This window comes from Rhizobium sp. RAF36 (genome assembly GCF_052114105.1).
Lineage (GTDB): Bacteria > Pseudomonadota > Alphaproteobacteria > Rhizobiales > Rhizobiaceae > Rhizobium.
The window spans coordinates 371112-384051 of the sequence record NZ_JBFREC010000001.1; the positions used below are offsets into that span (position 1 = coordinate 371112).

Consider the following 12940-nt stretch of genomic DNA (forward strand, 5'->3'; position numbering starts at 1 on the left):
TTTGGAGCCCTCAGCTCTTCGTCCTGATCTGCGTCAGCGTGCGTGCCGGGGTAATGGCCTCAGGATCGAGCTTGATCTCGATGATCGCCGGCTTGCGGCTGGCACGGGCGCGCTCGAAGGCGGGCACGAATTCCGCCGTCGTCTCGACCGTTTCGCCATGGCCGCCATAGGCGCGGGCAAGCGCGGCGAAGTCAGGGTTGGTGAGATCGGTGCCGCTGACGCGGCCCGGATATTCCCGTTCCTGATGCATGCGGATCGTGCCGTAGATGCCGTTGTTGATGACAAGCACAATGATCGGCAGGTTATAGCGCACAGCGGTGGCGAATTCCTGGCCATGCATCATGAAGCAGCCGTCTCCGGCAAAGCAGATCACTTCGCGCTCCGGAAACAGCTGTTTGGCGGCAACGGCGGCCGGCAGGCCGTAGCCCATTGAGCCTGAGGTCGGGGCTGCTTGCGTATTGAACTGCCGGAAGCGATGGAAGCGGTGCAGCCAGGTGGCGTAGTTTCCGGCGCCATTGGTGAAGATCGCATCGGCTCTGGTATTGCCTTCGATCCAGTCCATGATCGGCCCCATCTGCACCGCGCCGGGGCCGGTTTGGGGCGGCTTCGACCATGTGAGATAGGCCTGGTGCATGCGCTCGGTACGCTCCGCCCAGCGTGGTTCGCCCGGCGCTTCGAGATCGGCAAGCGCATCGACGAAATCCTGCGGCGAGGCGCAGATGGCGAGATCCGGGCGATAAATGCGGCCGAGCTCGGATGCATCGGGATAGATATGGACGAGCTGCTGCTGGGGATAGGGGATATCGATCAGCGTATAGCCCGACGACGGCATTTCCGACATGCGGCTGCCGAGCAGGATCAGCAGGTCGCTTTCCTTGATCTCTCTCGCCAGAGCCGGGTTGATGCCGATGCCGACATCGCCGGCATAGCTCGGATGCAGATGATCGAACAGCATCTGGCGGCGGAACGAGCAGCCGACCGGCAGCTGGAAGCGCTCGGCGAAGGCGCGGACATCGGCGACCGCATCGGCATCCCAGCGGGTGCCACCGAGGATTACCAGAGGACGTTCGGCCTTCAGCAGGCGCATGTAGAAATCATCGACCTGACGGCGGCCGGGATAGGCGGCCACGCGGACATAGGGCTTGGCGCGGGGTGCCTCGACCTCGTCGCGCAGCATGTCTTCGGGTAGTGACAGGACGACGGGGCCGGGGCGGCCGGATGTGGCGATGGAAAAAGCGCGGGTGACGAATTCCGGGATGCGTGCGGCATCATCGATCTCGCCGACCCATTTGGCATATTCCGTCAGCGCGCGGCGGAACTCGACTTCCTGGAAGGCTTCGCGCTCGCGGGCATCGCGCTGGACCTGGCCGATGAACAGGATCATCGGGATCGAATCCTGGCGGGCGATGTGGAGACCGGCCGAGGCGTTGGTGGCGCCGGGGCCGCGGGTGACCATGCAGATGCCGGGCTCGCCGGTCAGCCGGCCCCAGCAATCTGCCATCATCGCCGCACCGCCTTCCTGGCGGCAGACGACGACTTCGATATCGCTGTCGTGAAGGGCATCGAGGACCGCGAGGAAGCTTTCGCCGGGAACGCAGGAAAGGCGGCTGACGCCATTCGCCTTTAACGCTTCGACGATCAATTCTCCGCCGGTCTTTCTCATGATGCCTGTTCCCTCCCTTGTGCTTTCCGTTCCAGCGCTTCGAGTTCGGCCAGCACCTCCTCCTGGTGCTCGCCGAGGCGCGGGCTCGGTCTTTCGTAGCGTAGCGGTGTTTCCGAGAGAACCACAGGGGTTCGAACCGTCGGGATCAGTGTTCCGGCGGCATCGGTGAGATCGAGCCGCAGGCCGCGGGCAATGACCTGCGGATCGGCGAACATCTCCTCGATCGTATTGATGGCGCCGGCCGGCACGGCATTATCCTCGCAGGCCTTCAGGAGATCGGCCTTCTGCCAGTTCAATGTCTTGCCGGAAACCAGGCGGCGAACCTCGTCGCGGTTGGCGACGCGCGCCTTGTTGGTGGCGAAACGCTCGTCCTCGCCGATGCCGTCGAGGCCGAGGATGGTGCAGAGGCGGCGGAACTGTCCGTCATTGCCGACGGCGAGAATGAGATAGCCATCCGCGGCCGGGATGACTTCGTAAGGCGAGATGTTCGGATGCGCGTTGCCGAGCCGCACCGGCGCCTTGCCCGAGACCAGATAGTTCATGTTCTGGTTGGCAAGAATGGCGGACTGCACATCGAGCAGTGCCATATCGACCAGCTGGCCTTCGCCGGTCTTCAGCGCGTGGATCAGCGCCGCTTCGATGGCCGAGACCGCATAGATGCCGGTGAAGATATCGGCGATGGCGACGCCGGCCTTCATCGGCTGCCCGTCTGGTTCGCCGGTAACGGACATGAAACCCGACATGCCCTGGACGATGTAATCGTAGCCGGCGAGATTGGCATAGGGGCCGGTCTGGCCGAAACCGGTGATCGAGCAATAGACGAGTTTGGGATTGATCTGGCGCAGGCTCTCGTAATCGAGACCGTATTTGACGAGGCCGCCGAGCTTGAAGTTCTCGATCAGCACATCGGCTGTTGCAGCCAGGCGGCGGACCAGCACCTGGCCTTCCTCTGTCTTGAGGTCGGCGGTGATCGAGCGCTTGTTGCGGTTGGTGGAATGGTAGTAGGCGGCGGAAAGATTTTCGCCGTCGGCGCCCTCGACGAAGGGCGGCCCCCATTGCCTTGTATCGTCGCCACCATCGGGGTTTTCGACCTTGATGACATCGGCGCCGAGATCGGCCAGCATCTGCCCGGCCCAGGGACCGGCAAGCACGCGGGCCAGTTCGATGACCCTGATGCCTGCAAGCGGCGGCTTTTTGCTGCTGACCGTCATGTTCCTCCCGCGGGCGGATTACGGCGCCCGTGTTGCCTCAGATGTATCGGATACGGGCTTGGATGCAAAGCGCCGCTCGCGCCAGATGATGTAGAGGCCCGAAGCGATGATGATCAGGATGCCGAGCCATTTGATCGCATCCGGGAAGTCGCCAAAGACCAGCCAGGCGAAGATCGTCGCCGAGACGATTTCGAAATATTGGAGTGGCGCCAGCGTCGATGCCGGGGCGGCGCGATAGGCATAGACGCCGAGAATGCCGGCGATCGCCGCCATGACGCCGACGCCTGCAAGATAGGCGAAGGCGATAGTGGAGGGCATGACCGGATCGAAGACATCGGAGCCGCTGCCTTCGCCGATATAGAGGATGATGGCGCAGAACAGCAGGCCCCAGAGGCCCATCTGGAACTGCATTACCCAGGGGTCTTCACGCTGCGCCAGCGCACGGTTCATCATCGCCGAAATGGCGATGCAGACGGCGCTGACGACGGGCAGCAGCGCGACGAAGCCGACTTCCTGGAAGCTCGGCTGGATGATCAGGATGGCGCCGAAGAAGCCGACGCCGCAGGCTGTGTAGCGTCGCCAGCCGATGGCTTCGCCGAGGAAAATGCTGCTGAGGATCGTCAGGATGATCGGCTCGACAAAGAAGATGGCGATGGCATCGGCGACCGACATGTATTTCAGCGTGGCGACGAAGGAGATCATCGAGATGGTCATGATGATCCCGCGGATCGCGTGATAGAAGGTCTGCTTCCACGACAGGTCGGCGAGGTTCTTGCGCCAGATGACGACAGGCAGCATGCAGATCGCCTGGACGGCGAAACGCGCGGCGGTGATCTCGGCCGACGGGACGGTGGCGATCGCCAGCTTGGCGAAGATGTCGATCAGCGGTGAAAACAGCACCGACAGAAGCATGAGCGCCAGGCCCATGGTGACTTCGGAGGAGGTGTTCGTCTTCATTGCCGCGCCTGCCATGTGGAATGTTCCCGTCAGGACCGCATGACCGCGCCGTCGCACCAATCGGCGAAGGCCGAGATGGTGTCTGCTGCGCCGGTCTCGTTCAAGGTCTCGTGCCTGAAGTCCTGATATATTTCAGTGGTGATACGGGAGAAGCCCTGGCGTTTCAAATGGTTTGAGAGCCAGAAAACGGCTTTTCCGCGCTCCGTTGCCGGATCCTGCCCGCCGCCAACGAGATGGATCGGACGATCCTTCGGAAGACGGTCGAGTTGCTCCTTTTCAGTTGCCCGGAAGGTGAGCTCGAAAACGTCGAGCCACATCGATACAGAGGCATCGAAGCCGCAGAGAGGATCGGCGATATATTTCGCGACCTCCGCCGGATCGCGCGACAGCCAGTCGAATTCCGTCGTGTGGCCGGGAATGGACTTGCCCCAGGCGGCGAAGGTCAATCGCGGCAGCATGCCGCTTGGCACATCCGAGCCCTTCAGCGCCTTTTCGGCGCGAAGGATCGCCTGTGCGGCGCGGCCGGAAAGGCCAACGGCAAAGTTCGAGTTCCAGATGGCGACCGCATCGAATTTCTCCGGATAGGTCTCCGCGGCGTTGAGCGCGATCAGCCCGCCCATCGAATGACCGAAGAGGATAACGGGGAGCGCGGGGTGCAGGCTCGCTGCATGATCGCGCATGGCGGCAACGTCATCGATCACGCGGGATACACCGTCGCGCCTCGCGAACTGCCCGATCGGCGCATCCGGCGCCTTGGTCTCGCCGTGGCCGCGATGATCGTGCACAAAGACATGATAGCCGCGCGCGGCCATGGCTTCCGCAAAGCGCTGATAGCGTTTCGAATGCTCGGCAAGGCCGTGGCAGACGACGAGGATACCGCGTGGCGCGCCCGCGGCCATCTCGCTGTGAAAGGCGAGCGAGGCGCCTGTCACGTTAAGCCATTGTGTTTGCGAAAACATCCGATCCTCCCGGCGCGCAGAAGATCAGATCGGCCGTCAAATGCAAGCGGGGCTGCGGCGATTTGCAGGGGAAAATGCTGCGATTCAGGGTTGCGGAACGTTGCGCTTCATGCTTACTTGTTCTTGTATTGTTCTGTCTAGGGGATGGAGATGAGCAGGTTCTTTCTGAATGCGGCAATCGTGGCTTTGTCAGGCCTGTTGGCGGCTTCGGCTTTCGCACAGGAAGGGCAGGGGCGCACGCGTTTCATTCTCGCTGCAAGCTGGCAACCGGCCTTTTGCCAGACGAACCAGAAGAAGCCGGAATGCGCCAGCCAGACGCGGGATCGCTTCGACGCGACCAATTTTACCCTCCATGGTCTCTGGCCGATGCGGCAGAATTATTGCGGCGTCTCGAAGGAGGAGCAGGCGGCGGACAAGGATGGCGACTGGCGGTCGCTGCCTGAGGTCAAGCTGACGTCGGAGAATGCGGCGGCGCTGGCAAAAGCGATGCCCGGGACGCAATCGGCGCTCGAGCGTCACGAGTGGACCAAGCACGGCACCTGCACGAAACTCTCGGCCGACGCCTATTTCGGCACGGCCGTGCGGCTGATCGGCGATCTCAATGCATCGGCGGTGCGCGAGCTGTTTGCCGCCAATGTCGGCAAGTCTGTCAGCGCCGATCAGATCAAGGCGGCCTTCGACAATAGTTTTGGCGCTGGCGCTTCCGACCGGGTGAAGATGAGCTGCCGCCGGGCAGGCGGTGTGCGGGTTATCAGCGAGCTGACGATCGGCTTGTCTGAGGATGCGGTGGCGCCAGGCTCTGCCGATAATCTCGGAACGCTGATCCAGGGGGCGGGACGAACCTCCTTCGGATGCGACCAGGGTGTGGTCGACGCGGCCGGTTTCTGACGCAAAGACTGCTGCAAAGCGCAAGAGAGGCCGGTTTCGGCGTTGCCCGGGAGCCGGGTTTCGCCTACATAGCGGCCACGGATTTACACGTTTGCGCGCGGAGCAGTTTAAAGATGGCACGTCAGTTCATTTATCACATGTCGGGACTCAACAAGTCTTACGGCGCCAAGAAAATTCTCGAGAACGTCAACCTGTCGTTCTACCCGGATGCCAAGATCGGTATTCTCGGCCCGAACGGCGCCGGTAAGTCGACGGTGCTGCGCATCATCGCCGGTCAGGACAAGGAATATACCGGCGAAGCCTGGCTCGCCGACGGCGCGACCGTTGGCTACCTTGAGCAGGAGCCGCATCTCGATCCGACAAAGACCGCCTTCGAGAACGTCATGATGGGTGTTGCCGACAAGACGGCGATCATCGACCGCTACAACGAGCTGATGATGAACTATTCCGACGAGACGGCGGACGAGGGCGCCAAGCTGCAGGACATCATCGACAGCCAGAACCTCTGGGATCTGGAACAGCAGGTCGAGATGGCGATGGAAGCGCTGCGCTGCCCGCCGAAGGACTCCGACGTCACCATTCTCTCGGGCGGTGAACGCCGCCGTATCGCACTCTGCCGCCTGCTCCTGTCGCAGCCGGACCTGCTGCTGCTCGACGAACCGACCAACCATCTCGACGCCGAAACCATCGCCTGGCTCGAAAAGCACCTGCGCGATTATCCGGGCGCCGTGATGATGATCACCCACGACCGCTACTTCCTCGACAACGTCACGGGCTGGATCCTTGAGCTCGACCGCGGCCGCGGCATTCCGTACGAAGGCAACTACTCTGCCTACCTGACGGCCAAGGCCAAGCGCATGCTGCAGGAAAACCGCGAAGAAGCCGGCCGCCAGAAGGCGCTGTCGCGCGAACAGGAATGGATCGCCTCCAGCCCGAAGGCGCGCCAGGCGAAGTCGAAGGCCCGTATCAAGGCCTACGAACAGCTGGTCGATGCCGCCGAAGGCATCCGTCCCGGCGACGCGCAGATCATCATCCCGGTCTCCGAGCGTCTCGGCAATGTCGTCATCGAGATGGAAGGCATCACCAAGGGCTTCGAAGGCCGCACGCTGATCAACGACCTGTCGATCAAGCTGCCGCCGGGCGGCATTGTCGGTATCATCGGCCCGAACGGCGCCGGCAAGACGACGCTGTTCAAGATGATCACCGGCCAGGAAACACCAGATGCCGGTTCGGTGCGCATCGGCGACACCGTACATCTCGGCTATGTCGACCAGAGCCGCGATGCGCTGGATGGCAACAAGACGGTCTGGGAAGAGATCTCCGGCGGCGCCGAAGTCATCAAGCTCGGCAAGTTCGATATGAACTCCAGAGCCTATTGCGGCGCCTTCAACTTCAAGGGTGGCGATCAGCAGCAGAAGGTCGGCAATCTCTCGGGTGGTCAGCGTAACCGCGTTCACCTTGCCAAGATGCTGAAGGCCGGCGGCAACGTGCTGCTGCTCGACGAACCGACCAACGACCTCGATACGGAAACGCTAGGCGCGCTGGAAACGGCGCTCGAAAACTTCGCCGGCTGCGCCATCATCATCAGCCACGATCGCATGTTCCTCGACCGTCTGGCGACGCATATCCTCGCCTTCGAAGGCGACGGCCATGTCGAATGGTTCGAAGGCAACTTCGAAGACTACGAGCAGGACAAGGTCCGCCGCCTCGGCCCCGACGCCCTCAATCCGGGCAGCCAGGCCTACAAGCGCCTGACGCGCTGATATCTGCCTCTGCGCCTTTGGAAGCCCCGGTCATGGCCGGGGCTTTTGCATGTCTGCGGCGTCGTGATCTGGCCAATGAATTTCGCGATTATCTGAATTGAAGCTTGCTACCGCTACGAAAATCACATAAAGATATCTTTATATCTTGATTGGGCGGAATATGGCTGAACCGGTAAAGCTTGGATTGGATGCGATCGTGGACGTCTTGAAGGCGGCTGGCGAGCCGACCCGTCTGCGATTGCTGGCGCTCCTGGCGGCAGGCGATCTGACCGTCACCGACCTTACCGAAATTCTCGGTCAGTCCCAACCCCGCATTTCCCGTCACCTGAAGCTGCTCGGCGAGGCCGATCTCATCGATCGCTACCAGGAAGGCGCCTGGGCCTATTTCCGGCTGAAGCAGGAGGGCAAGGCGGCGGCGCTGGTGCGCGTGCTCCTGCAGCATTCCTCGGAGAACGATCCGGTCGTCCAGCGTGACGGCGAGCGCCTGTCTTCGGTCAAGCGCCAGCGCGCCGAGCGGGCACAGGCCTATTTCAGCCGCAATGCGGCCGAGTGGGACGAGTTGCGCCGCCTGCATGCCGCCGACGAAGAGGTCGATGCGGCGGTCATCAAGCTTCTCGGCAGCCAGCCGGTATATTCGCTTCTCGATCTCGGCACCGGGACCGGCCGTATCCTGCAGCTGTTGTCAGGGCTCTACCGCCGGGCGATCGGCGTCGATGCCAGCCGCGACATGCTGAGCGTGGCGCGCTCCAATCTCGACAAGTCAGGGATCAACAAGGCGTCGGTGCGCCATGCCGATATCCTGAACCTGCCGTTCGATGGGCAGGACTTCGACCTGGTGACCATCCATCAGGTGCTGCATTTCTTCGATCAGCCCGAGATCGCTATCAATGAGGCGGCGCGCATGCTGGCGCCCGGCGGGCGGCTGCTGGTCATCGATCTGGCCCCGCACGGGCTCGAATATCTCAGGGACGAGCATGCTCATGTCCGTCTCGGTTTCTCGCACCAGTCGATGTCCGACTGGCTGCGCAAGGCGGGGCTCGATGTCGAGCAAGCCGTCGATCTTCATCCGGGTCAGGCCGGCGAGCAGGGCCTCACGGTCACCATCTGGCTCGCCCGCGACCCGCGGCGCCTGATGGCATCCGAAGGCGCCGGAACAATATTGGCAGCGGAGGTTTGATTTATGACTTTGAACACTAGTGGCCGCCGCGATATCGGCATTTCCTTCGAATTCTTCCCACCCAAGTCGGAAGAGATGGAAGGCCAGCTCTGGAAGGCCGTCAGCGAGCTGCAGGACTGGAATCCGGATTTCGTCTCCGTCACCTATGGCGCCGGCGGCACGACCAAGGCACCGACGCTGACAGCCGTCACGCGGTTTCTGAACGAGACGCCGCTTGCCACCGCCTCGCATCTCACCTGCGTCGGCGCGACGAAGGAAGAGACGCATCAGGTGATCGACAATTTCCGCAAGGCGGGCGTGAAGCATTTCGTGGCGCTGCGCGGTGACGCGTCTGGCGGTGCCGGGGCGCCCTATCAGCCGCATCCGGGCGGCTATGCCAATGCCTCCGAGCTGGTGGCGGGGCTGCGCGAAATCGGCGATTTCGAGATTTCCGTGTCGGCCTATCCGGAGAAGCACCCGGAGAGCAAGGATGTCACCGCCGATATCGACATGCTGAAGCGCAAGGCCGATAACGGCGCCAACCGTGCGCTGACGCAGTTCTTCTTCGACAACGACAATTTCGAGCGGTACCTCGAGAAGGTGCGGGCGGCGGGCGTCACGATGCCGATTGTGCCCGGCATCATGCCGATCCTCAATCTGACGCAGCTGAAGCGCTTTGCCGGCGCCTGCGGTACCGTCATCCCCGCTTTCCTCGACGAGCGCTTCGCTGGTCTCGACGACAAGCCGGAAGAGCGCGCCAAGGTGGCGGCGGATGTTGCGGCCGAACAGATCGAGGATCTGGTGGCCCGCGGGCTCCACGAATTCCATCTCTATACGATGAACCGTTCGCCGCTGGTCTCGGCCGTGCTCACCAATCTCGGCCTGCGCCGCGGCGAGACGAAGGCTACGGCAGCGGGTGCTGCTGCCTGATCAGGCAGCTCTTCGAACGCAATAAAAAAGCGCATGTCAGGCGGGACATGCGCTTTTTTAATTGGCTGAACTGTTAGTTACTCAGGAGTCCGGTATTCCAGTCATAGGGTCCGTTTGCTGCTCAGATGAAGAGCATAGACAAGACGAACGCGAACGCTGCACTGACCAACAGGACATTCAAGGATCGTGTGATACCCATGTCTGCCTCCTTGCGTTAACGAGCCGATACTATGTCCGAAATGTGTCGGCTGAAAAGCGAAATCAATGTTGCATTGCAGCAACAGCCAGTGGATAACTGCTATACAACGTAACCACGGCATTGAAATCATTCGAAAAAGCGCGGTGAAATTTTATTCACACATTTTAACGGCGCGTTAAAGTCGGCGATTGGGCGTTAAGGCCTGCGCCGATATCAAGGCTTTGCCGGAAGCTGCTGAAATCCTGAGCTAAAACGAAAATCGCGCCCGGCCTGACGGACGGACGCGATGGGATTGCTTGTGAATGGCCGGTTATGGCGACTCAGAGCGCGCCGAGAAGGCTCGGGGTCGCCCAGCCGTCGGCCGGCATGCCGAGGCGCTGCTGTTCCTTCTGGATGGCAACGCGGGTGCCGGATCCCAGGATACCGTCGATCTCGCCGACATCGTGGCCGAGCGACTGCAGCTTGGTCTGCAGCTGCTTCATCTCGTCGTTGGCAAGGCCCTGTTCCGGCGTACCCTTCTGGTAGGGCTGAGCGCCGGAGAGGCGGGTACCGAAATAGGCGGCCGACGTCGTGTAGATGAAGGACTTGTTCCACTCGAGATAGATCTTGAAGTTCGGATAGGCGATGAATGCCGGTCCGAGGCGGCCCTGCGGCAGAACGAGATCGCCTTCGAGCTCGCCGAAATTCGTGTTGCCATCGCGCGGCTTGACGCCGAGCGCAAACCAGTCGCCAGCCTTCATCGTGCCGCCGAGGCCGGACTTTTCCCAAGGGAGATTGTCGGGAAGGGTGACTTCCTGCAGCCAGGGCTGGCCGCGCTCGAAGCCGAGATGCTGGATGAACTTGGCGGCCGTCAGGATGGCGTCGGGGCCGCTCTGCTTCAGGCGGACATGGCCATCGCCATCGCCGTCCATGCCGTAGGCGATGATGTCGCGCGGCAGCATCTGAACCTGGCCGATTTCACCGGCCCATGCGCCGGTATTGGTGGCCGGGTCGAGGTCGCCGTGCTGGACCATCTCGATCAGTGCGATCAGCTGCGGACGGAAGAGCTCGGGGCGGCGGCAATCATGGGCGAGCGTCACCAGCGCGTTGCGGGTGTTGAAATCGCCCTGTACGGCGCCGAAGTCGGTTTCCATCGCCCAGAAGGCGGTGATGACGCCGGCCGGTACGCCGTAATCCTGCTCGGCCTTGGCGAACACGTCGGCATATTGCTTCATCTTCTGGCGGCCGATATCGAGACGCGCCTGACTGACGGTGCGCTGCGAGAATTCGAGGAAGGTCTGCTTGAAGACGCCCTGTGCGCGGTCGCGGCTCAGAACCTTGGGGTCGATCTCGGCGCCTGCAAGCGCCTGATCGGCAGCCTCGGCGGTGGCACCGGCGGCAATCGCATCGGCTTTGACACCTGCCAGGAACTGCGAGAGGTCACCGTCGCAGGCAACAGCCGGCGCCTGCGGCGCGGCCGGAGCCGCCGGGGCAGGGGCTGCCGCCTGCTGCGCAAATACCGTGGTTGCTGATGTGACGGCAAACAGAAGAGCAAGTGCAGAGCGGCTTGCGAGCGAGCGGTGCATGGGTTCGTCCTTATATCCGAAATATGTCCGCCGCTTTCACAGATGAATGTGACGGAAGCAAGAAAGTTCGGTGGACGTTACTAAGAATTTCTATCCTTGGAAACCGCAGCGACCCAATTGTTCCAGTTCTTCTGGTTGCCTGCGAAGACATTGATGTCCGTCGGCCCCTGGATGCCCGGAATGACGCCCGTCGAGGTGTATTGCCAGAAGGCCCAGCGGCGGTCCGCATAGGTGACTTCGGGATGCTTGGCGGTGGAACGGACCCAGAAATGGTAGTCCTGGAAATAGCCCTGCAGATTTTCGCGGTGGAAATCGACGGAGGTGTAGATGATCGGCCGCTTGCCGTAATAGCCTTCCAGGCGGTCCATGAAGCGCTTCATCTCGGAGCGCACGGTGGCCGGATCGGGGCGAAGGCGGCAGGTCTTGGATTCGCCGTTCCATTCGACATCGAGGACCGGCGGCAGGCGCATCGCCTCCTTCGGCACGTTCTGGATGAACCAGTCGGCCTGTTCGTCTGCGGAGGAACAGAAATAGTAGAAGTGATAGGGCGCATGCGGAATGCCGACGGCGCGGGCGCGCTGCCAATATTCGCTGAAGCGCGGATCGACGCGATCCTTGCCTTCGGTCGCCTTGATGAAGGCGAAGGACACGCCGGAGGATTTCACCGTCTGCCAGTCGATATCGCCCTGCCACTTGGAGATGTCGATGCCGTGGATATCGTTCTGATGCGGGGTCTTTGCGCCGAAATCCTGCGGATCGGTGTCCTGGAAACGGCTCTTCTTTATCGAGGCGGTTTCGAGATAGTCATAGCCCGTGGAGCTGCAACCGGCGAGCATAAGAGCCAGCGGCAAAACGCAAAACAACAGCCTGCGCATGGTTATCCCGTCATGTAACGAATGATCTACTTGCCCCACAGCATGACCTTCGAAGACGAATGCAGCCGAGGAATAATCCTCTTTTCACCATATCAACGTAAAAAATCGGTTAGTTTCAAGCGAATTATGCGCGCCTGGCGGATATGACGGCCTGCCAGGCATAGCCGCCGCCGATCGTCTCAAAGGCCAATCCTGCACCGTTTTCATGGGCTTGGGCTTCCAGAACCTCACGCAGATTGGCGCGCGGCGTGACGTGGAATTTTGTCAGCCATCCCTGCAGCAGGGCTCTGAACCAGCCGGGAAGACCCTCCTGCTGGCCGAAATCGACGATATGCAGCTGGCCGCCGGGGTTGAGTGCGGCGATCGCTGCGTCGATGGCGCGTTCCCAATCGGGTATCATCGACAGGGCGTAGGAGATCAGGATGCGATCGAAACCGGCGGCGCCGAATTCGCGCGGGGTAAAGGCGGTCGCGTCGGCAACGCGGAAGTCGGGCAGGATGGCCTTCGTCGCAAAGGTTTTGCGGGCGGAGATCAGCATCTCCTGCGAGATGTCGAGGCCATAGAGCCGGGCATCCGGAAAGCGCTTGTGGGCGAGCGCCAGATTGCGACCGGTGCCGCAGCCGACTTCCAGCAGCGTGCCACCCTTGGGCACGTCGAGGCCGCGGATTGTCTTGTCGCGGCCAAGCAGGTAATATTTGCGCGTCAGATCGTAGATATGACGCTGGTAGCGGTACATGCCGTCCATCAGGCCGGCATGTGCCTCGGAGCGATCGT

General features: G+C 61.8%; 11 protein-coding genes. 4 read left to right on the forward strand and 7 right to left on the reverse strand.

The window, feature by feature from the left end; all coding sequences use genetic code 11:
• Positions 1 to 10: 10 nt before the first annotated feature.
• The 4 genes from AB4Z25_RS01890 to AB4Z25_RS01905 are packed head-to-tail and all read right to left on the reverse strand — an operon-like array spanning position 11 to position 4790.
• Complete coding sequence (locus AB4Z25_RS01890) at positions 11 to 1663, reverse strand: thiamine pyrophosphate-binding protein (RefSeq protein WP_112537768.1); 1653 nt, start codon at positions 1661 to 1663, stop codon at positions 11 to 13.
• Positions 1660 to 2874, reverse strand: a complete 1215-nt coding sequence (locus AB4Z25_RS01895) for a CaiB/BaiF CoA transferase family protein (protein ID WP_442207823.1) — start codon at positions 2872 to 2874, stop codon at positions 1660 to 1662. Before AB4Z25_RS01895 ends, AB4Z25_RS01890 begins: the two co-directional genes overlap by 4 nt.
• An 18-nt stretch (positions 2875 to 2892) precedes the next feature.
• Positions 2893 to 3831, reverse strand: coding sequence for a DMT family transporter (locus tag AB4Z25_RS01900; RefSeq protein ID WP_442207824.1), 939 nt, complete (start codon positions 3829 to 3831; stop codon positions 2893 to 2895).
• A 29-nt stretch (positions 3832 to 3860) separates the two neighbouring features.
• Positions 3861 to 4790: an alpha/beta hydrolase gene (locus tag AB4Z25_RS01905; RefSeq protein ID WP_112537765.1), complete on the reverse strand. Its 930-nt coding sequence runs from the start codon at positions 4788 to 4790 to the stop codon at positions 3861 to 3863.
• Between the two features lie 150 nt (positions 4791 to 4940).
• Between AB4Z25_RS01905 and AB4Z25_RS01910 the strand changes: the two genes are divergently transcribed.
• The 4 genes from AB4Z25_RS01910 to metF all read left to right on the forward strand — a co-directional run bounded on the left by AB4Z25_RS01910 (position 4941) and on the right by metF (position 9527).
• Positions 4941 to 5678 (forward strand): ribonuclease T2 family protein, encoded by a 738-nt coding sequence (locus tag AB4Z25_RS01910; protein ID WP_112537764.1) that lies wholly within the window; start codon positions 4941 to 4943, stop codon positions 5676 to 5678.
• Positions 5679 to 5791: 113 nt separating this feature from the next.
• Positions 5792 to 7441 carry an energy-dependent translational throttle protein EttA gene (gene ettA, locus AB4Z25_RS01915; RefSeq protein ID WP_112537763.1) on the forward strand — a complete coding sequence of 550 codons (1650 nt, stop codon included), beginning with the start codon at positions 5792 to 5794 and terminating at the stop codon, positions 7439 to 7441.
• 160 nt (positions 7442 to 7601) lie between these two features.
• Complete coding sequence (locus tag AB4Z25_RS01920; RefSeq protein WP_112386963.1) at positions 7602 to 8618, forward strand: ArsR/SmtB family transcription factor; 1017 nt, start codon at positions 7602 to 7604, stop codon at positions 8616 to 8618.
• A 3-nt stretch (positions 8619 to 8621) separates the two neighbouring features.
• Positions 8622 to 9527: a methylenetetrahydrofolate reductase [NAD(P)H] gene (gene metF / locus AB4Z25_RS01925; protein WP_442207825.1), complete on the forward strand. Its 906-nt coding sequence runs from the start codon at positions 8622 to 8624 to the stop codon at positions 9525 to 9527.
• Positions 9528 to 10046: 519 nt separating this feature from the next.
• Here the strand turns inward: metF and AB4Z25_RS01930 are convergent.
• From AB4Z25_RS01930 to AB4Z25_RS01940, 3 genes are all read right to left on the reverse strand, one after another.
• Positions 10047 to 11291, reverse strand: a complete 1245-nt coding sequence (locus AB4Z25_RS01930; RefSeq protein WP_112537761.1) for a lytic murein transglycosylase — start codon at positions 11289 to 11291, stop codon at positions 10047 to 10049.
• A gap of 80 nt (positions 11292 to 11371) precedes the next feature.
• Complete coding sequence (locus tag AB4Z25_RS01935; RefSeq protein WP_112537760.1) at positions 11372 to 12166, reverse strand: glycoside hydrolase family 25 protein; 795 nt, start codon at positions 12164 to 12166, stop codon at positions 11372 to 11374.
• A 124-nt stretch (positions 12167 to 12290) separates the two neighbouring features.
• The gene (locus tag AB4Z25_RS01940) at positions 12291 to 12911 is read right to left on the reverse strand and encodes a class I SAM-dependent methyltransferase (RefSeq protein WP_442207898.1); all 621 of its coding nucleotides are present in this window, start codon (positions 12909 to 12911) and stop codon (positions 12291 to 12293) included.
• Between the last annotated feature and the right edge of the window lie 29 nt (positions 12912 to 12940).

What these genes read in the sequence shown, in the direction of transcription:
- AB4Z25_RS01890 (WP_112537768.1), bottom strand. Translation starts at nt 1,663, where the DNA reads ATGAGAAAGACCGGCGGAGAATTGATCGTCGAAGCGTTAAAGGCGAAT.
- AB4Z25_RS01895 (WP_442207823.1), bottom strand. Translation starts at nt 2,874, where the DNA reads ATGACGGTCAGCAGCAAAAAGCCGCCGCTTGCAGGCATCAGGGTCATC.
- AB4Z25_RS01900 (WP_442207824.1), bottom strand. Translation starts at nt 3,831, where the DNA reads ATGAAGACGAACACCTCCTCCGAAGTCACCATGGGCCTGGCGCTCATG.
- AB4Z25_RS01905 (WP_112537765.1), bottom strand. Translation starts at nt 4,790, where the DNA reads ATGTTTTCGCAAACACAATGGCTTAACGTGACAGGCGCCTCGCTCGCC.
- AB4Z25_RS01910 (WP_112537764.1), top strand. Translation starts at nt 4,941, where the DNA reads ATGAGCAGGTTCTTTCTGAATGCGGCAATCGTGGCTTTGTCAGGCCTG.
- ettA (WP_112537763.1), top strand. Translation starts at nt 5,792, where the DNA reads ATGGCACGTCAGTTCATTTATCACATGTCGGGACTCAACAAGTCTTAC.
- AB4Z25_RS01920 (WP_112386963.1), top strand. Translation starts at nt 7,602, where the DNA reads ATGGCTGAACCGGTAAAGCTTGGATTGGATGCGATCGTGGACGTCTTG.
- metF (WP_442207825.1), top strand. Translation starts at nt 8,622, where the DNA reads ATGACTTTGAACACTAGTGGCCGCCGCGATATCGGCATTTCCTTCGAA.
- AB4Z25_RS01930 (WP_112537761.1), bottom strand. Translation starts at nt 11,291, where the DNA reads ATGCACCGCTCGCTCGCAAGCCGCTCTGCACTTGCTCTTCTGTTTGCC.
- AB4Z25_RS01935 (WP_112537760.1), bottom strand. Translation starts at nt 12,166, where the DNA reads ATGCGCAGGCTGTTGTTTTGCGTTTTGCCGCTGGCTCTTATGCTCGCC.
- AB4Z25_RS01940 (WP_442207898.1), bottom strand. Translation starts at nt 12,911, where the DNA reads ATGGACGGCATGTACCGCTACCAGCGTCATATCTACGATCTGACGCGC.